Source organism: Chitinophaga niastensis, assembly GCF_003014755.1.
Lineage (GTDB): Bacteria > Bacteroidota > Bacteroidia > Chitinophagales > Chitinophagaceae > Chitinophaga > Chitinophaga niastensis.
This window is the reverse complement of the sequence record NZ_PYAW01000002.1, coordinates 763,933-783,138: the sequence shown is the minus strand read 5'-3', so window position 1 is coordinate 783,138 and position 19,206 is coordinate 763,933. Positions and strand designations below refer to the sequence as shown.

Below are 19,206 nucleotides of genomic sequence, written 5' to 3'. Positions count from 1 at the left end.
CAGCATAATCATTTTAATCAGTATAATCCTGGGTAATCCTGGGTAAGACAATCGCCTGCGCTTCGCGCAGGGAAATTTATCTTACGCAGGATTATACTGATTAAAATGATTATGCTGATTTTTTATGTTGATATTAATTTACAAACTATTTTGTTCCACCCCATTCTTTGCTCTGCTCCAATTTAGTATTCTCTAATTCCAGTAGGGGAATAGGCAGAATTTCATTCTTACCGGCAACAAATCCTCTGCTAACACCAAGCACTGCAGCAGCTTTACCTGTTCTTACGAGATCAAAAAAGCGATGGCCTTCACCTGCCAGTTCCAGGCGTCTTTCGTTGAAGATATTATCGAGCGTAGCCAGCACCGGCCCTAAACCAACACGGGCACGTACAGCGCCCAGTAATGCATAAGCGCGGCTGCCTGCACCACTGGCTTCACCAGCTTTTACACGGGCTTCTGCTTCCATCAGGTAAGTATCTGCCAGGCGGATTTCATAAAGATTCTGCGGATAGTTCAGCTCTGTTGCACCACCACCTTTGCTTTGGTTAGATACACGGCCTGCAAATTTATTCAGGAAATAACCCGTGTTCATGTAACCGGCCTTAGGATCATATGTTGCAATATTATTTTTCACAAGACTATCCATATTCAACACCGTAGCATTATAACGCGGATCATAATGTATAGCATTAAACAATTCAGGTGTAATAACCAGGAAGCTCCAGCCGGATACATAATCTGGCGCATCTGCTGCTATTCTTTTGTAATTCCTGGGGCCTGTCTGGATGTTTAAAAGATTGCCGTCTGTACTGCCAACTGCAGACCAAACACCGCCTGAAACGGAGTTAAAGGCCACTTCCAGTATAGATTCAGAATTAAACTTAGCAGTAGCATCTGACTTCCAGAGTGTAGCAAAATCAGGTACCAGGTTGTAACCGTATTTAGCATTTAACTGGCCCGGTGTTTCGCCATTTACTTCTTTGAACTCAGCAGCCGCTTCCGCCCATTTCTGCTCATACAGGTATACCTTACCCAATAAAGCATGTGCTGTTCCTTTGGTTACACGCCCGGCTTCACTTCTGCGATCCACCTGGTCAGGCAGATTAACTTCTGCAATAACATCTTTTAAATCAGTCTCAATTTGTTTATAAACATCTGCCGGTGGTACCTGTAATACATTGTACATATTATCGGTAGCGATAGGCGTTAAAGGCATCGGGATGTTCTTAAAGAAACGCACCAGGTCAAAGAAGTAAAAAGCCCGCAGCAGTTTACACTCCGCTGCATATCTTTTTTTCAGGTTATCATCCATTGGTACACCGGGCAATTTAGCCAACAAAGTATTGGCACGGAATATACCTGCAAAACCTTTCTTCCACAAGTCTTCCTGGGGGCCGGTTGCAGGAGTAACTGTCCAGTTGGTCATTACCTGGAATGCCATGATATCTGAAGAACCACCGCCACCGGCATAATGATCATCAGAAGCAGCATCTAATACCCCCACTTTTGTAACAAAGCCATTACTCTGCCAGCCTAAAACATCGTATACCGCTATTAGTCCATTAAATGCCTGTTCCTGGTTCTGATAATAGTTAGATTCAAGGAAAGTTCCTTTAGGTGCTACTTCCAGGAATTTATTACTGCAGGAACTAAACAACTGTAATCCTGTGGCGAGTGCCAGTATATATTTGAAATTTTTTCTTTTCATTTTCAATCAGCTTTAAAATTATCAGAAAGTAACATTCAAACCTCCCATGAAGGAACGTGCCTGTGGATAAATACCACGGTCGATGCTCAATGCGTTGGTACCACCAATCTCAGGATCATAGCCGGTATATTTGGTAATTGTCAGCAGGTTTTCGCTCATCACGTATACACGTATTTTCTGTAAACCAATTCTCTTTGTAACAGTACCCGGTAATGAATAACCTATCTGTAAAGTTTTAATCCTGAAGTAGCTGCCATCTTCCAGGTAGAAGCTGGATGGGTTAGTATAGTTTTTATTTTTATCGAGATCCGTCAGTCTTGGATTATCGTTAGACGTGCCCGGACCTGTCCAGCGATCCAGCGCTTTGGTTTGCCAGTTGGCATTGGTAATATCCAAACGGCGCAATCCCTGGAAAATCTTGTTACCGGAAACTCCCTGTCCAAATACAACTATATCAAATCCTTTGTAGGCAGCGCTGATAGTTACACCATATGTCCAGCTTGGCATTGGGTTCCCAATAAAAGTACGGTCCTTATCAGTGATCACACCATCCCCATCCAGATCTGCCCAGCGGAAATCGCCTGGTTTTGCTTTTGGCTGAATTTTATTTCCTTTACTATCTACATAATTGTCGATATCCTGTTGTGTCTGGAAGATGCCCAATGATTGATAACCGTAGAAAGAATTAAATGCCTGACCTACTTCTGTTCTTACAATTTCAGGCATGCCCTGGAAACGCTCCTGTTTATCTGCTAAAGTCTTAACACCATTACCCAGGAACGTTACCTTATTTTTAATGTAAGACACATTACCACCTGCTGAGAATTCTACTTCTCCCAGTTTATTATGATAGTTTAACTCCAGCTCTATACCACTGTTTTTCATGCTTCCCACGTTGGCAGCAGGATTATCAATAGCACCCACGTAGTAAGGGATGCGGGGCTTTTGTAAAATATCATTTGTCTTTTTATTATACCAGTCAAAAGCAACTGTGATATTACGCAATACAGTTGCTTCAAATCCAATATTGGTCTGACTGGTAGATTCCCATTTCAGATCTGGATTAGAAGGTGCATTAGGGCTATATCCGATCAGGTATTTCTCTCCGTCGCCATTACCAAAAGTGTAGTTTCTTCCGCTGCCGATAGTGGCCAGGTAAGCCAAATCACCAATGTCATCACTACCCACTGTACCATAACCACCACGGAATTTCAGGAAGTCCACCACTTTATTCTCCGGCCAGAATCCTTCTTTGGAAGCTACCCATCCCAGTGAGTAAGAAGGGAAAACGCCATATTTGTGATTAGGACCAAAACGGGTAGATCCATCTCTGCGGAGAATACCTTCTGCCAGATATTTCTCTCCATAGTTATAGTTAATACGACCAAACAAGGAAGATACACGATGATCAATTCCTTCATTACCATCAGATATACGATTGGCTTGTGCTGATTTAAAATTTAATGATGCATCGCCAAAATTATCAGCAGGAATATCATAGAAAGTAACCGTAACATCTTTTGTACGATTTTCCATATAAGCACCCTGGCCAGCCAGCAAGGTTAAATTATGCAGTCCGAAACTCTTTGTATAGGACACCGTATTTTCCAGGTTCCAGTTATAGCCCTGGTGCTGACCACGCGCAAAGGAAGTGCGCGGAGAAATCGTAGAACTGTTCAGATAAGATATCGGTGTATAAGTTTCATCTCCCCAGAAAGAGATCTTCGCTCCTAAAGTAGATCTTACCTTCAGTCCTTTAACAGGCTCCATTTCCAGGTAGGTATTACCTACGATGTTATGCGACCAGTTATAGTTACCCAAACGGGTACTGATATATGCCAGCGGATTGGTGATCTCCTGACCTACTACCGGTGAGATACCATAAGGACGGCCCATAGCATCTCTTCTCACTGCATTATCCTTATAAGGTGCACCGGCAGCCAAAGCAGGATCTGTTTCTATAGCAGGTGTGATAGGATCCAGGTTGATAGCTGAACTTAACGGTCCGCCATATTCATTATTAGTATTACCAATACCGGTTGATTTATCATAAGCATACCCTATGTTCTCGCCCCAGGTGAGCCATGGTGTAATTTTATGCGTGGTATTCAAACGGAAATTAGCACGCTCGTATTTAGATATCGCACTTGCTACAATACCTTCCTGTTTAAGAAAACCGAAGGAGGTGTAAAAAGTAGATTTTTCACTGCCGCCGCTGATGCTGATTTCATGGTTCTGGCGAGTGGCATGGTTATTAAAAATCTGTGCCTGCCAATCAGTACCCTTTCCAAATGATTTGGGATCAGCGTATACTGGTGTACCGCCGTCATTGGTAACCGCTTCATTTCTCAGTGTAGCATATTGTGTGGCGTCCAGTAATTTCAGTTTATGTGCAGGTGCAGAAGTGCCATAGTAGCCATTATAGCTAACAGTCATTTTACCTGCTTTTCCTTTTTTAGTTGTTACCAGTATAACGCCGGCGGCTGCACGCGCACCATAGATAGCCTGGGAAGCTGCATCTTTCAGCACTTCTACAGATTCAATATCATACTGGTTCAGATAACCAATACCACCGTTGTCTACCACTACTCCATCTACTACCCACAGCGGATTATTATTATTAAAAGAGGTAATACCCCTAACACGTACAGAGGACGCAGAACCAGGCTGGCCAGAGCTGGCAGCTACCGTTAAACCGGAAGTACGGCCCTGTAACACCTGCTCCAGGCGGGTTACCGGCTGCGATTCTATATCAGCGGCACGTACGCTGGAGATAGCACCGGTGACTACACTTTTCTTTTGAATACCATAACCTACTACCACTGTTTCTGTGAGCGCAGTCTGAGATGGTTTCAGCTGTACATTCAGCGTATTGCCTGAAATAGCAACCGTCTTGCTGTCGTAGCCAATAAAGGAAACGATCAGTACACTTTTGCTATTGGGTACCTTAATCGTGAATTTACCGTTGCCATCGGCAGCTGTGCCTAAAGAGGAGTTCTGTATACGGATGGTAGCACCGGGAACCGGCTCATTTGTTTCATTAACAACCCTGCCTGTAACGGTTATACTGGAGTCGGCGACCCGTTCTGGCATTACATTTACCAGCGTAATACGTTTTCCCTCCATCACATAAGCCAGCGGCTGATTTTTGAGGCAAACATCCATTGCCTCCTTTACCGTGACATTTTTCACATCAATGTTAACAGGAGCGAATGTTGACAGCAACGTTTCATCATACACCACAGAGATACCCGCCTGGCGGGCCACTTCTTTCAGCACTTTTTTTAATGGTGCATTTTTTTCTGACAGTGTAATCTGCTGCGACAATCCTTTTGCGCTGATATGCAGGCAAGCTGTAAGAAGCAAAAAGGCGGTCATTTTCATAACGCAGAACATTTTGGTCGATAGTAGTTTCCGGGAACAGGAAACTATACCACTAAAGTTTAATTGCATACTTTTGTAGTGTTTGGGAATTTACTTGTAAATCGTTCTTCGAAAAAGGGACGGAATTTTAAGGGAAGCCCAGACCATACCGGGGGTGTTGCGAGCACTTCCGGTTTTTTATGGGCAACACTTTTCCTGGCTAACTTGATTCGGTTGTTACCATCTTGTTTAAAAATTTATCAGTTTATACATGATACGTGGATTACCGCCCGTGGAAGCGGCAACATAAAACGTGTTTTACTTTGTTCCTATGACAGTTAATTTTCGTCCTTCCAGTTTAAACTTTGCACCATTGGCTTCCAGCATATTCAGCATCTCGGACAAAGGCAGATTCCTGTTGATCCTTCCGCCAAAAAGCTGATTACCGGGTGTACCCGCATTATCTATTTCTATATCATACCACCTGCCCAGCTGACGCATGATAGTGGTGATGTTGGCATTTTCAAATTCAAAAAAGCCGGTTTTCCAGGCGATAACTTCCTGTACATCCGCATCGCGTACAGATAAATTACCAGTGCTATTATCAATAGCAACCTGTTGCCCCGGCTTCAGGTATTTCTCGGCAGTACCTTTTTTCACTTTTACAGCCCCCTGCACCAGGGTGGTCCTGACTTCATTTTCATCCGGATACGCCATGATGTCGAAATTGGTTCCCAGCACCTGTACTTCCACATTACTCACTTTCACCAGGAACGGTTGCTTCACATTGGGTTTCACCTCAAAGTAGCCCTGACCCTGCATTTCCACGGTACGGTTGTTACCTGTAAAAGCAGTAGGATACCGTAAGCTGGAAGCGGAATTCAGCCATACCTGGGTACCATCCGGTAACACCACCGTAAACTGACCACCACGGGGTACTGTGAGGATATTATATCCAACAGGTGCTTCCTGACCGGCAGCAGCATATTGCAGCTGTCCGTTGTTTTGTTGCACTTTTGTTTTGCCTTGTTGTATCACCTGGTTGCCGGCACTATCCAGTGTCACTGCTGATCCATCAGCCAGGGTGAGCACGGCCTTGTTGCTGCCGGGCGCTACATCTGCAGCTTTAGTAGCTGCCAGTGTGCGCGGAGAAGATGAATGGTAAGTATAAAAAATAGTAGCCGCAGTTGCCAGTATAGCCGCCACAGAAGCGGCTACAGCCCATTTCCAGCGACGGGTACCGGGTAATGCTACTACCTTCTCCCTGCTGATTTCCTGCAATAATCTTGTTTCAATACGGTTGCTCAATGATTCCGGCACCTCGTGCTGCTGCCCCATGATACGCTCAAAATCCTGCCGCATGGCTGCCAGCAGCGGACGATGCGAATCGGATGAACATAACCAGGTATATAATACGGTTACCTCCTCCGGACTACATTTGCCGTCGAGGTATTTTTGTAATAGTTCTTCGTGGTAATCTGCCGGTTGATCCATTGTTATCCGGAACTCTTTAAAAAGTGGGCTCCACGATATAATATCCGAAAATGGAGAAAGAGGGTACCCCTCTGAGAAAATATTTTTTTAAATAAATGTGGCAGCGAGGTAGGCAGCCACCAGGATATCGCCATGACGGTATACATAATCCTGTATAAACCGCATGCTGAGCACCATATGTTTTTTTACGGCATTACGTGAGATACCTAATATGGCGGCGGCTTCATCATAACTTTTGCCTTCCTGCCGGCAAAGGCGGAATACATTTAACCGCTGACTGGTCATATGGGAAAGGGCTTCCTGAAAAAGACGGTCGTATTCTTTTGAACGTGCCACCTGTTCCGGCTGTTCGACGCCATTTTGCGCCAGCTGCAAAAACAATTGCTCACGCATTTGCTCATCAGTAGCCAGTTTGGCAATGGTCTTAAATACATGGTTCCTGGCAATGCGGTATAAATAACCGCTGAAAGAAAGTTGAGGATTAATACGTTCCCGGATTTCCCAGATCTTCAAAAATACATCATGCACAAGGTCCTCCGCCAGAGAAGGCACTTTGCAAAAGCGTAATAAATAGATATAGAGTGAGGGGTGGTAGTGCCGATAGATACTGGAAAAGGCCAATTCATCTCCCCCTATCATCCGAAACAACACTTCCTCTTCAGATGGCATTCGCTCCATACTCATTAAACAATTTTAAAATACAGCCACTGTTCGGATGTAAATTAAATAAAAGCAGCAAATATACAAATAACACAATAGCAGCATAATAACCCGCAAAATCAGGCTTCGCAAATAAAACGCAGGGCCCTTTTCTCAGACCAGTAAAAATCTTCTCCAAATCTTACAAAACCTACATGTCCGCCACTCTGCGGTGTTTCCAGGTAAAAATGTTTACTGCTGTCTGCTACTTCATAAGGAAAACAGCCCTTTCCCAGGAATGGATCGTCCTTGGCATTGATTAATAAGGTGGGAATATGAATCTGATGAAGATACTTTTTTGAACTGCACTGTTCCCAATATTCCAGGGCATCTTTAAAGCCATGCATGGGCGCCGTATAACGATCATCGAACTGCCGGAAGCTCTTTATCTGATCGTAATTTTCAAGGCTTACATCCGCCGGAAACTGCCCTTTCTTGAGTAACAGCTTATGCCCCAGGTCGCGGATAAACCGCTGCATATAAATAATATTATGCCTTTTCTCCAGCTCTGCAGAGCTATTCTTCAGATCACAAGGCACGGATATAGCTACCGCCGACTTAATAACCCCATCCAGCCTGGCACCCCGCTCACCTACATATTTAAGCGTAACATTTCCTCCAAGGGAAAAACCTACAAGGTGGATGGCTTTATACTTTTTCAGAGAGATAAGATAATTAACAACAGTATCCAGATCACCCGTTTCCCCGCTGTGGTAGAAACAAAGATTTTTATTAGGCTCTCCGCTGCAGCCACGGAAGTTCATGGATACCGTATCAAAACCGGCACCATTAAAAACATGCACCATACCAAGTATATACTTCCGGGTGGAATTACCTTCCAGTCCATGCAAAATAACTACAATGCTTTCACTCCCTGTTTCACTGAAATCAAGGTCCAGGAAATCCGCATCCGGCGTGGCAATGCGCATTCTGCGATAAGCTACCGGTTTAATAGAACGGAACAGGGAAGGGTAAATCGTCAGCATATGACGATTCTGCAATAAAAAAGGTGCTTGATAATCTGAATTATGTAATACCGGCATGTCAGGAGCAAAAGTAAATACTTTATTCGGATATGGTATCCTCGCACCTTATGACGCTGCCTGCACCTGGTATAGAACAGATCTTTAATCTTCCGTACAAAAAGTTTCCCTACAAATAATTACTCACTTCTATCAGGTTCATTTGATGGCGCTAAACAACCGGTTCCAGCGGATCTTATTTTTATGATAACTCAGCCAGATGAACGCTGCTTTACCCACTATGTGATCCTCCGGAACATAGCCCCAGAAGCGGGAGTCCATGGATTCATTGCGGTTATCACCCATCATCCAGTAATAATTCAGCTTAAAAGTGTAGGTAGTTGTTTCCTTGTTATTGATATAGATCTTATTACCTGCTACTTTTAGGGTATTGTGTTCATAGGTATCAATAAGCCGCTGATAAAATGGCAGTGTGAGGCTATCCAGCTGCACAGTATCTCCTTTTTTGGGAATATATATCGGGCCAAGATTGTCTTCATTCCATTTATGATGAATGGTATCAAACGGGAATACACGGATATCTGTACCTTCTGCTATTTTACGTTTTATGTGCGCGCCAAGTTGTCTTAACGTATCCAGGTTGTCCGCATCAAGATTATAAATAAACGCTGTAGAATCCATGGTGATCCTCACTGAGTGATCTATGTTCAGCTCATCCATGCGTGGTTCGCTCAACTGATGAAGATCCGGCATAATCACCTCATACCGAGCCATGAAATGACGCGGTGCTAATCCTTTTGCTCCATTGATATAAATAACGCCATCAATAATCTGTAATGAATCACCGCTGATGCCTATGCATCGCTTGATCCAGTTCTCCCTTTTATCTACCGGCCGGATGATGCGTGTGGGAAATGTTTTTTTTGTATCGCTGTATCCCAGTGACCGTATATTGGTGTAGTAATCCACATCTTCTCCATCGGAGGTTTTCAACACGGTATCACCACAAGGGTAATTGAATACTACCACATCATTTCTACTCACGCTACTAAAACCGGGAAGCCTTTTGTAGGGCAATTGCACAATAGTGGAATAGGCATTTATTTTAACAAAAGGAATGGTATGATGCATAAAAGGCCACGCCACCGGCGTCATAGGTATACGCGGGCCATAACTTATCTTACTAACAAAAATGAAGTCGTTTACCAGCAGGGTTTTCTCCATCGAAGAACTTGGTATAACAAACGCTTCAAAGATAAAAGTGCGGATGAGGGTGGCGGCAATCACAGCAAAAAGTACAGCTTCTGACCATTCTCTTAATTTGGATTTCTTCCGGTGTACCACTTCTCCATCCTTCTTTTTGCTGAATATAAATTCCATTTCGATGCGGTTTAGGATAAGCAAGTAACAAACAATTTAGCTAAATAAAATCACATCTTTGCAAAATTTTTATAAACGAAAAAGGCTGCTATATATATGCAGCAGGTGACTGCTATAACATAGCACTGTAGCTAATTTCAGGCAGTCAATATTGCACTGCGGGGAGCATACTACGTATATTCGTTTCCGTTATTTTTTTATTTTTTAACAGTCCCCATTTATTGGGCTGAAATATAGCTTCTTTGTCAGATAAAGTAATATTACTTTGGGCCAACGAAGGAGGGGTATTGCAATTTTTTTTACTGCATGCAGACATAAGGAATGCCAACAAACATAAGGTTCCAAAAAGGAATTTCATAGGAGCGGTTTAATAATCAGCGGTAATATTACTGATTTCTCTCCTTTATTAATCTTTTTAACAAAATTTATTATAGATAAAAGCGTTTTATTAATTTGCCAGACCGAACTGCTTGCGTAGTTCCGCAAATTTGTCCACGTTATAAACACTATTACAACATGCAAAATTCGAGACGTTCCTTCCTTCAACATGCCGGACTACTCACAGCCGGTATGATGCTGCCGGGCAGCATATTTGCCCAATCAAAAAACAATGCCCTGCCGAAAAAGATAGGATTACAACTGTACACACTCCGTGATCAGCTGGACAAAGACGTAAAAGGCACCATTGCTAAAGTAGCCGGCATTGGCTACAACGAAGTGGAAACCTTCTACGGTTACCAGGGTGCGGGAGACAAAGGCGAATTCTGGGGACTGAAACCCAAAGCCCTCAAAGCCTTACTGAAACAACACCACCTTACCACCCCCAGCGGGCACTATCAGCTCAATGACTATTTAACACAGGGTAACGGTAACGCAGATGCACTGAAACCACAAATTGAACTGGCAGCTGAACTGGGACAACAATACTTTATTGTACCGGTATTACCGCTCTCCCTCTGGGATAAAAAACTCACTGCAGATGATTATAAATACATGGCTGCACAGCTGAATAAAGCCGGTGAGCAATGCAAAAAATCAAATCTGCATATCGGCTACCATAACCACTACTGGGAGTTTAAAAAACTCGCTGACACCAACGGTACCGGCTACGATATCCTGCTGAAAGAAACAGATCCCTCCCTTGTATCTTTTGAACTGGACCTCTTCTGGGCAGTAAAATCCGGCTACGATCCGGTAAGCCTGTTTGAAGAAGCGCCCGGCAGATTTGTGTCATGGCACGTGAAAGACATGGATAAAAACAATACTGCCAGTCTCACTGCAGCAGGTACGGAAGACAAAACCTCCATGCAGCTGCTCTCCAGCGCAACCTTTGCTGAAGTGGGCACCGGCAGCATCGACTTCCGCAAAATATTTGCAAAAGCAAAACTCGCAGGCGTAAAGCACCTGTTTGTTGAACAGGATAAAATTACTATTGATCCGTTTGAAAGCGTAAAGAAGAGTTATGGATATGTGAAGAATGTGTTGCTGAAGTAAAGAGAAAATTATGACGAAACGCCCCGTTTTGGATATATCTGAAACGGGGTATTTTATTTGAAAAAATTCAAATTATCAATTTCTTCAAAGTGCTTATCTGTAGTAAATAAAGGTAGGTTATACTGAATGGCAAAAGCAGCTATCCAAATATCATTTTCAGGTATGGGCTTTCCTTTCCGGATTAGATTAGATTTAACACTACCATATATGCAGGCTGTAGTTGGGTCACATGAAACCATCTTACAGTTCAGGAGAAATGCTTGTACTTGCGAAATATGCTTAACAGGGTTATCAGATTTGTATGCTCCATAATAAAGCTCCCCAATTACCGTCACTGGAACAATTATGTCTTCAATGCTATTTAGTTGGGCAACAATAATACTATCATTCTTAAACGCATGTATAATTATGCTGGTATCCAGCAAACACTTACTTCCAGTCATTGGGGTTTATTTGTTCGCAACCATCTTCAATTATTTTTTCAAATGCAGCCGCCTCTTCAGCAGACATCATAACAGCGAAATCATTGAAATCTCTGCGGCGAGCAGGCTCAGTTTTGTTCTTTGCAATAACAGTTTCAACTTCTTCTAATACTGCATCACTTTCGATTTTCAGTATTTCTTCTATTAAATGCAATTTCTTTGCCTCACCATACATATCACCATAATTTTGTCTTACGAATTTACATTTAAAATTTCACTCCCCAAAACAAGAATTGCTCAAATTCCCTCCTCACATCTTAACTTCGCACCTCACACTAAAGCGTAGTTACTTATGGCGATGCATGAAATAGAATCACTGGTGGAATTATCCGTTTATTGCCTGGACAAAAGCCAGGATGATCTGCTGGATAGAAGGAGCCTCTTTTATAATCTGTACAAATTACAACAACAGTTTGATACCGGCTTTACCCACTTCCGGGTAATGGACCTGCTGATCAAACATCATTTCGTATATGCTTCCCCTATAACCGCACATCCGGCGTACAAGGCACACCAGTCTTATTTTGATACGCTGGCCGCCAGCCAGAAATTTAGCTTCATCTGCGTAAAACCTGAAGAAGAATGGGACCAGGAAAGCAACCCTGTGGCAGGTTATGCTAACTTTGACTTTCCTACCCAAACATATATTTTGTACTGCGATGCCGGTTCCGCATTGTGGGCCGGAATGGTGGCCAATGGCACCCTGCAGGGCAAAGATGCAACAGCGCCCGAAGAGATCGATCTCTTTTCCATGGCACATGAAATAGCAGAAGAAGCCGGACAACAAAAAGATAAAGACCTGCTGGGCCTTTGGTACCAACTCATCCCCTACATGGTGATGCAGGAAGAACAGGAAGGTGCCACCATCAACTACAAAGCGCTGGAAGCCATACAGGACCTGGTAGTAGCCAATGAAGCTATTAATGAGGAAGGGCTCCCACCGGCAGATGAACTGCCCGTAGGTGGTGAGCTCGGAAAATTCTGCGCCTGGTGGTACGCACCTGCGGCAGATAAAATGAAGCCCACTGCCGAACCGGAAACCGAAATAGATCTGGAGGCCATTCCCTTTACCGAAAAGGTGGAAAAAAGCGCTGCCTGGTACGAACAACAGGTAGTACAGATCCTGCAGGAAGCCAATGCATCTATCACATACATGGAAGATCACGGACACAATGAAGCTACCCAACAAAGCGTAGACATGCAGCTCAAAATGGGAATAGAATATGCAGATAAAGGACTGGCACTATCCCCTAATGAAACCGGGTTGCTGATGAACAAAGGCTCCCTGCTCCTGCTGCAACAGGAATTTGAAAAGGCCATGGCCTGCTATGACGAAGCCCTCGCCATTGCGCCTGAAAATCCCTATATACACCTGAACCGCGCGATCCTTTTTTACCATATGGAACAGATACCTGCTTCCATCGCTTCTTTTGAGCACCTGCTAACGCTGGAACCAGACAATGAATTTGCACAACAATGGCTCGCACACTTAAAAAATGACGCACAATAATATCCAACATATTGAACAGGCACTCGGCATCACACTGCCGGGTGCTTACGCCGCTTACCTGCTGGCACTACAGCAGGAAGGAGGGCTGGTGACAGATCTCGTGCATTTATATGGCATGAACCATCTTATACAAAGAAATAATGATTACCAGGTACAGCATTATCTGCCTCAATACATCTCTATTGGTGATGACAGCGGCGGACAAGCCATCTGCCTGCATTGCAATGGTACAGATAACACAGTATACATTACCGGCTATGGCGCATTGGATACCGGTAGTATGGAAGTATTAAGCACCGGTTTCGACACCTGGGTACAGGAAGGTTTTCCACTGGGCATTATCCGCGAAAGTCCTGATGTAATAACATTTCATGCCTCCGAAACATACCAGCTGAGAACAGCTTATTACAGCATGATGCGGGCGCTCCAACAACTGGATGCAGACAAATCAAATGGCGTGGACCTGAAAACATATATCCTCCAAAAAAGAGTGCTACAGCAACAAATAAAAGATTTCGAAATACTACATGCCGGTAAAAAATATCAGCTATAAAAAAAGCATCCCGGAGATAACCGGAATGCTCTTTTATAATCACTTTTATCCGCGCTGTTATTTCATCCACCACACTTTTACGGTAGTTGAATTACCACCCATTAAATCCGACTGTGTCTTATAATTATCCATATTATCAATAGACTCTCTCAACGGATACTGCAAACGGTTAAAGTTGGCATATTTATCAGGATTACCAATGCGGGGCGTACGACCGGTCCTTCTCCACAAATTATAGGCGAGCCATGGTTCGCGGAAAAAAGACAACCACTCCTGTGCATATATTTTATTCAACAGCTGATCATCGGTACCAGTGAAAGCTACTTTAGCATTGTTAAATAACGCATCCATCTGTGCCGGAGTAGGATTAGCCGGCGCTACTGCTGCCCAGTTATCATTCTGTACATTGGTAGTATGTGCAATCATATACCAGAAATTAACAGAAGAAGTAATGCCTGCCTTATATTCTACTGCTGCCTGTCCCATATCCTTCACCAACCCTAAGCCACGCGCAAACGCTTCCGCTTTGAGGAAATGTACTTCTGCGGCAGTCATAAATAATTCCGGTTGATAATGAATATCACGCACCAGGTAATAATTAAAAGCAGAAAACGGTGTGTTATCTTTTAATGTAATATCTGCATCTCTTTTATCCTGGTAAGGATTGGAAATATCTGTTACACCACTGCCTAACACATATGGCGCCCAGTTACCTGCCTGGTTGGTTTCAAAGAAGATATATACGCGCGGATCAAATATCTGTGCAGGAGCAGTACCATCGGCCATCTGATTCCAGCAGGTATTACTCATACGCATCGCTTTGTGAGAGGTAAAAGACCAGAAACGACTATCATTCAGCACATAATTATTCAGGTTGGCCGGCCACATACCTACATCTTCTCCTTCTTCAATCAGGGGTATACCACTTAATGCATATTGCAGTATAGGCGTTGCCGTAGCCGGGTCCTTTTCTACTATCTGCATGGCATGACGCAACAACAAAGAGTTGCCGAATTTCTGCCACTTCAACATATTATTATTGAAGAAGGTTTCTGATGAGCCAATAGTAGCATAAGGCTTACCAGCTGCTGTAGTGGGCGATGCGGCGGTATTAATATTTTTAGATGCCCACACTAACTGTGTTAATACAGAATCGTATATACTTTTCTGTGAGTCGTACTTAGGACGATATAAAGAAGTGTTACCTGTGTAAGAACGCGCTGCCTGAAAATAAGGTATATCCCCAAACTGATCCGTCATGCGCAGCGTTTTATAAGCACGCAGGATATAAGCCACCGCCTGCACATTGTTCATTTCTGTTTTATCTCCGCTATAGGCATTAATCTTATCCTGGATCAGGTTCAGGTCCTGCAGCGAGCTATAATAATCCGTCCATACATCCAGTGCACCATTCTGTACAAGATAGCCCGAAGACAAAGTGCTTACAGCACCCAGCTGCGTAACCGGATAATAATACTCATTATGGATAGCAGCCTGCTCCTGTCCTTTCAGGAACAGCGTTTTGATCACACCATTTACCAACGGTGGGATATCCGCCTTCACAGGCAATCCCGGCGTAGTGTTAATTTCCTGAAAATCCTTTGTACAGGCACCTAACACCAAAGTAACACCGGATATATAGAGCAATAATTTCTTTGAATAATTCATGTTAACACATTTTAAAAAATGAGCGTATGCATTTAACCGGTTTCCTTAAAATGAAACCCTTACCTGGAAACCTAAAGAGCGGAAACTTGGCAGCGACATAAATTCAAGTCCCTGCGCATTGCCCGCACCATTCACACCTTCCGGGTTAATATGATCAGGTAAAGAAGTATAGAAGTAGAACAGGTCTCTTCCAACCAAAGAAACAGAGGCTGACTGGAATACTTTTGTTTTCCTGATCACACTGGCAGGTAACTGATAGTTGATAGAAATCTCTCTCATCTTTACCCAGGTATTTTCCAGCACAGCGCTTTTGTTGATCCAGTCACTACCTTTCACACCACCACCCAGATCTGTACTGCTCCATACACCATAAGGCATGTATTTATAGTAATAATGCACTACATTATCATTTACTTTTCCATCAGGGAATACACCTGGCAATACTACGCCCCAGTTGGTTTTGGTGCCATCCGGTGTAGTATAGGGTAATCCACCACCATCTCTTTCTTTCAGCGTTTCACGCGCCTGGCCCTGCTGCATAATAGTAGCATAGGTACCAGACCATATGTCGCCGCCTATTTTGCAATCTACCAATGTGCTCACAGAAATACCACCTTTGAACATAAAGGTATTGGTGATGCCACCGGTTACTTTAGGCGTAGCATTACCAAGTGGTACCAGCCCGTCTGTGGCCTTATACAACGTACCATTCATTTCAGGTTTGCCAAACGGATCCTGCACCATTAATGGCAGACGCGTTTTAGGATCGTACACATAATCATATCCGTAAATAGTACCAAACTGATCACCTACTCTGGCAGAAACTACTGGTCCGTGAGAACCATCGTCGCCCCAGGCACTGCCCATATTCACGTGGTCTGTACCATCAGATAATGACAATAACCTGTTATTGCTATGTGCCAGGTTCAGGGCTACATCCCATTTAAAGCTGGACTGGTCTATTACTTTAGCACGTAAAATCAATTCTATGCCGGAGTTTTCCAGTACACCGGTGTTCACCACTACGTTATCCACACCGGAGCTGAGTGGCAGCGGAGAACGGAGTATCTGGTTCCTGGATTTTCCTTTGTAGTAACGTGCATCCAGGTTAATACGATTATTAAGGAAACCCAGTACCACACCAAAATCAGCAGTGGTATTGATAGCTGGCTTAAAAGCAAATGCCGGCAATGAATTAGGCATCTGAATAGCTGCCTGCCCTGCAAAAGTAGAAGCAGTATAATTATAGTTTACCTGGTAAGGTGCAGGATCTACTGCTGCCTGTGCCCAGGCAGCCCTGATCTTACCAAAGCTCAGCACCGCCGGATCAATATGCAGCAGGTCGGAAAACACAAAGCTGCCGGCAAATGATGGGAAGAAATAAGACCACTGTCCTTTAGGCAAAGCAGATGACCAGTCGTTGCGACCAGTAACATCCAGGTACAGAAAATCTTTATAAGATAAATTCAGAAAACTATAAACAGAGTTCATTTTCTTACGCAACTGACTTTCTACTACCGGATGAGGATTATCCAGGAAAGTACCATCATTCAATGAGTACACATATGGAATGGCCCAGTTATCATTGTAGTTGAACATCCCATACATATCACGCTGGTAGATCGTTCCACCTACAGAGAATTTTGCACTGATCGTATTATTAAACATTTTATCCTTGTGCAAAGTTCCCAGGAAATCCAGGTTGGAAGCGTTATCACGTTCTGTACCATGACCATAGTATCCTTTCAGTCCGAGTACATCCGTAGGTGTATTTTTAGTAGTGAGTTCATTTGTATTATTATCCAAACCACCACGGAAAATGAAATCCAGGAAATCAGTCGCTTCGTAATTCAGCTGCACACCACTGAGTAATTTGCGGCGGTTTTGAATGGTGTTATTCTCCATCATATTCCATACTACGGAATTGCCTACCCATGGAAAGCCGGTCAAGGTATTCTTGCTGCCATCGGGATTTTTATACACGCCAATATCTTCTCCCTGGTAATTACGGGAATCATTATAGATCAGGTTTTTCTGCCAGGAATTATTATCGTCATTACCCAGCTGCGGAGGATTATGATACTGATTAACGATATAAGAAGAAGTGATCTGCACATTCACTCTTTTCGTCAGCTTCATATTAGCACCCAGGTTAAATGTGTTGCGGTAATAGTCGCTGTTAGGCAGTACTGCCGAGTTATCCAGCCGGGAAAACGAAGCGCGGATAGATCCCCATTCGTTACCGCCGGAGAGGGATACATTATGAGATGACTGTATACCATTGCGATACAGCAGTTTAATATTATTAGGTTGCGGCAGATCTGCCTTTTGTGTACCATCCCACCAATTAAGCAAGGTACCATCCATTTTATGGCCCCAGGAAAGACCTGAACCGGGCCAGCCAACCTGGTTGTTCAGCGCAATGCCATAAGGACCGGAACCTGTCTTTGGATCCTGAAACATGCCATCTCCCCCGTCTGTCAACTTAGGTTTACCGTCAGCTCCCACTAAATATTGTGGCGCATCCAGTGACACCATTCCGCCGGCACCGTATTCATTCTGCAGTTGCAGGAAACGGGTAGGCTGAATAATTTTATATCCGTAGGTATAATCTACACCCAGGCCTGCGCGTCTGGATCCTTTTTTAGTAGTGATCAGGATAACGCCATTTGCACCTTTACCACCATACAAAGCTGCGGCAGTAGGGCCTTTCAGCACACTAATCGTTTCTATATCTTCAGGATTGATCATATTAATAGGGTTGCCAAAATCTTTGGGAGCGCTGGTATTAGCCGCATCTCCTTTGCTGCTGCCACCGTACATCGCACTACCTGTAGGCGAATTACGTACGTCATAAGGCGTAGCCAGGTCATTCGCCATCGGCATACCATCCACAATAATCAATGGCTGGTTATCTCCCTGTATGGCATTATTACCACCAATAACAATACGGGTACTACCGCCATCCACGCCATTAGGATTAGTGATATTTACACCTGCCATTTTACCGCCTAAAGCATTGATGATATTAGGTGCGTTGGAGCGGGCTACTTCACCACCCTTCACTTCTTCCTGCGAATAGCCCAGTGTTCTTACACTTCTTTTTATACCAAGTGCCGTTACCGCTACGGCATCCAGCGAAGTAGCGCTGGTGGCCATTACAATATTGAGTGCGGAATTAACGCCAACGGTTACACGCTGTTGCGTAAAACCAATAGAAGAAAAGATCAGTACATCTCCTTCTTTGGCGTCCAGTTCAAAATGACCGTTTATATCGGTCACAGTACCGCGGGTGGTACCGGCTACCATTACGTTAACGCCGGGTAATACACTACCATCGGTTGATTTCACGATACCATTAACTTTCTGAAACAACACGTTCATCCCTTCAATATTCATGGATGCGTCATTGCTTTTGTCTTTTTTCAATACAATCTGCTCATTGATTACCTCAAAAGCAATATGCAGCGGACTAAGCAAACGATGTAATACATCGCCTAACTGTTCATCATGGGCAGTCAGGGCAATACGTTGCTTTGCCGGCAGCGTACTGTTACTGTAGGTAAAATTCACCGCTGTTTTTTCTGTAATCGTTTTCAATATATTACGCAGGTCACTGGGCGGCAGGTTCAGTGACACCTTCTTGCTCAATACCTCCTGTGCATGCGCATCCTTTGCGAATGAGCACGTTAGCAGGCAAAACAGCAGACATATTTGTAGCAGAGCAACCCTCATAAAAAATATGACAGTCCGGTTGGAGTTTGCAAATTTGTGCATAACTTCAAAGTGTTTTGTTGTGATTAATAAAAACGTTAGTTCGACAATTCATTTCCTGCAGCAGTTGTCCAGACTTTACAGGAAAAATTACAGGG

13 protein-coding genes are annotated in these 19,206 nt (G+C 43.7%); 3 read left to right on the top strand and 10 right to left on the bottom strand.

Annotated elements, in window-relative coordinates:
* Positions 1 to 145 precede the first annotated feature (145 nt).
* From CLV51_RS11865 to lepB, 6 genes are all read right to left on the bottom strand, one after another.
* Positions 146 to 1,708, bottom strand: a complete 1,563-nt coding sequence (locus CLV51_RS11865; protein ID WP_106528243.1) for a RagB/SusD family nutrient uptake outer membrane protein — start codon at positions 1,706 to 1,708, stop codon at positions 146 to 148.
* Positions 1,709 to 1,729: 21 nt separating this feature from the next.
* Positions 1,730 to 5,092: a TonB-dependent receptor gene (locus CLV51_RS11860; RefSeq protein ID WP_106528242.1), complete on the bottom strand. Its 3,363-nt coding sequence runs from the start codon at positions 5,090 to 5,092 to the stop codon at positions 1,730 to 1,732.
* Between the two features lie 297 nt (positions 5,093 to 5,389).
* Complete coding sequence (locus CLV51_RS11855) at positions 5,390 to 6,565, bottom strand: FecR family protein (RefSeq protein WP_106528241.1); 1,176 nt, start codon at positions 6,563 to 6,565, stop codon at positions 5,390 to 5,392.
* 87 nt (positions 6,566 to 6,652) lie between these two features.
* Positions 6,653 to 7,249 (bottom strand): RNA polymerase sigma factor, encoded by a 597-nt coding sequence (locus CLV51_RS11850; RefSeq protein ID WP_106528240.1) that lies wholly within the window; start codon positions 7,247 to 7,249, stop codon positions 6,653 to 6,655.
* Positions 7,250 to 7,344: 95 nt separating this feature from the next.
* Positions 7,345 to 8,250 carry a YheT family hydrolase gene (locus tag CLV51_RS11845; RefSeq protein ID WP_211301986.1) on the bottom strand — a complete coding sequence of 302 codons (906 nt, stop codon included), beginning with the start codon at positions 8,248 to 8,250 and terminating at the stop codon, positions 7,345 to 7,347.
* A gap of 195 nt (positions 8,251 to 8,445) precedes the next feature.
* Positions 8,446 to 9,627: a signal peptidase I gene (gene lepB, locus CLV51_RS11840; protein WP_106528238.1), complete on the bottom strand. Its 1,182-nt coding sequence runs from the start codon at positions 9,625 to 9,627 to the stop codon at positions 8,446 to 8,448.
* 516 nt (positions 9,628 to 10,143) lie between these two features.
* Here lepB and CLV51_RS11830 point away from each other — a divergent pair.
* Positions 10,144 to 11,121: a sugar phosphate isomerase/epimerase family protein gene (locus tag CLV51_RS11830; RefSeq protein ID WP_106528236.1), complete on the top strand. Its 978-nt coding sequence runs from the start codon at positions 10,144 to 10,146 to the stop codon at positions 11,119 to 11,121.
* Between the two features lie 53 nt (positions 11,122 to 11,174).
* On the opposite strand, the gene CLV51_RS11825 is transcribed toward CLV51_RS11830, so the two are convergent.
* Together CLV51_RS11825 and CLV51_RS11820 are read right to left on the bottom strand one after the other, a co-directional pair.
* Positions 11,175 to 11,564: a type II toxin-antitoxin system VapC family toxin gene (locus CLV51_RS11825; protein WP_106528235.1), complete on the bottom strand. Its 390-nt coding sequence runs from the start codon at positions 11,562 to 11,564 to the stop codon at positions 11,175 to 11,177.
* The gene (locus tag CLV51_RS11820; RefSeq protein WP_106528234.1) at positions 11,551 to 11,778 is read right to left on the bottom strand and encodes a hypothetical protein; all 228 of its coding nucleotides are present in this window, start codon (positions 11,776 to 11,778) and stop codon (positions 11,551 to 11,553) included. Before CLV51_RS11820 ends, CLV51_RS11825 begins: the two co-directional genes overlap by 14 nt.
* Before the next feature lie 117 nt (positions 11,779 to 11,895).
* Here CLV51_RS11820 and CLV51_RS11815 point away from each other — a divergent pair, with 117 nt between their 5' ends.
* Together CLV51_RS11815 and CLV51_RS11810 are read left to right on the top strand one after the other, a co-directional pair.
* Complete coding sequence (locus CLV51_RS11815; RefSeq protein ID WP_106528233.1) at positions 11,896 to 13,113, top strand: tetratricopeptide repeat protein; 1,218 nt, start codon at positions 11,896 to 11,898, stop codon at positions 13,111 to 13,113.
* Entirely contained in the window at positions 13,100 to 13,666 is a 567-nt protein-coding gene (locus tag CLV51_RS11810) for an SMI1/KNR4 family protein (RefSeq protein WP_106528232.1), read from the top strand. The genes CLV51_RS11815 and CLV51_RS11810 overlap by 14 nt, the downstream gene beginning before the upstream one ends.
* A 57-nt stretch (positions 13,667 to 13,723) precedes the next feature.
* On the opposite strand, the gene CLV51_RS11805 is transcribed toward CLV51_RS11810, so the two are convergent.
* Positions 13,724 to 15,334 carry a SusD/RagB family nutrient-binding outer membrane lipoprotein gene (locus CLV51_RS11805; RefSeq protein WP_106528231.1) on the bottom strand — a complete coding sequence of 537 codons (1,611 nt, stop codon included), beginning with the start codon at positions 15,332 to 15,334 and terminating at the stop codon, positions 13,724 to 13,726.
* Positions 15,335 to 15,379: 45 nt separating this feature from the next.
* Positions 15,380 to 19,111, bottom strand: coding sequence for a SusC/RagA family TonB-linked outer membrane protein (locus CLV51_RS11800; protein WP_106528230.1), 3,732 nt, complete (start codon positions 19,109 to 19,111; stop codon positions 15,380 to 15,382).
* Between the last annotated feature and the right edge of the window lie 95 nt (positions 19,112 to 19,206).

Bases quoted from the DNA above. Each gene is read 5' to 3' on its own strand.
- CLV51_RS11810 (WP_106528232.1), top strand. From the start codon at position 13,100: ATGACGCACAATAATATCCAACATATTGAACAGGCACTCGGCATCACA.
- CLV51_RS11800 (WP_106528230.1), bottom strand. From the start codon at position 19,111: ATGCACAAATTTGCAAACTCCAACCGGACTGTCATATTTTTTATGAGG.
- CLV51_RS11815 (WP_106528233.1), top strand. From the start codon at position 11,896: ATGGCGATGCATGAAATAGAATCACTGGTGGAATTATCCGTTTATTGC.
- lepB (WP_106528238.1), bottom strand. From the start codon at position 9,627: ATGGAATTTATATTCAGCAAAAAGAAGGATGGAGAAGTGGTACACCGG.
- CLV51_RS11805 (WP_106528231.1), bottom strand. From the start codon at position 15,334: ATGAATTATTCAAAGAAATTATTGCTCTATATATCCGGTGTTACTTTG.
- CLV51_RS11820 (WP_106528234.1), bottom strand. From the start codon at position 11,778: ATGTATGGTGAGGCAAAGAAATTGCATTTAATAGAAGAAATACTGAAA.
- CLV51_RS11865 (WP_106528243.1), bottom strand. From the start codon at position 1,708: ATGAAAAGAAAAAATTTCAAATATATACTGGCACTCGCCACAGGATTA.
- CLV51_RS11850 (WP_106528240.1), bottom strand. From the start codon at position 7,249: ATGAGTATGGAGCGAATGCCATCTGAAGAGGAAGTGTTGTTTCGGATG.
- CLV51_RS11860 (WP_106528242.1), bottom strand. From the start codon at position 5,092: ATGAAAATGACCGCCTTTTTGCTTCTTACAGCTTGCCTGCATATCAGC.
- CLV51_RS11845 (WP_211301986.1), bottom strand. From the start codon at position 8,250: ATGCTGACGATTTACCCTTCCCTGTTCCGTTCTATTAAACCGGTAGCT.
- CLV51_RS11855 (WP_106528241.1), bottom strand. From the start codon at position 6,565: ATGGATCAACCGGCAGATTACCACGAAGAACTATTACAAAAATACCTC.
- CLV51_RS11825 (WP_106528235.1), bottom strand. From the start codon at position 11,564: ATGACTGGAAGTAAGTGTTTGCTGGATACCAGCATAATTATACATGCG.
- CLV51_RS11830 (WP_106528236.1), top strand. From the start codon at position 10,144: ATGCAAAATTCGAGACGTTCCTTCCTTCAACATGCCGGACTACTCACA.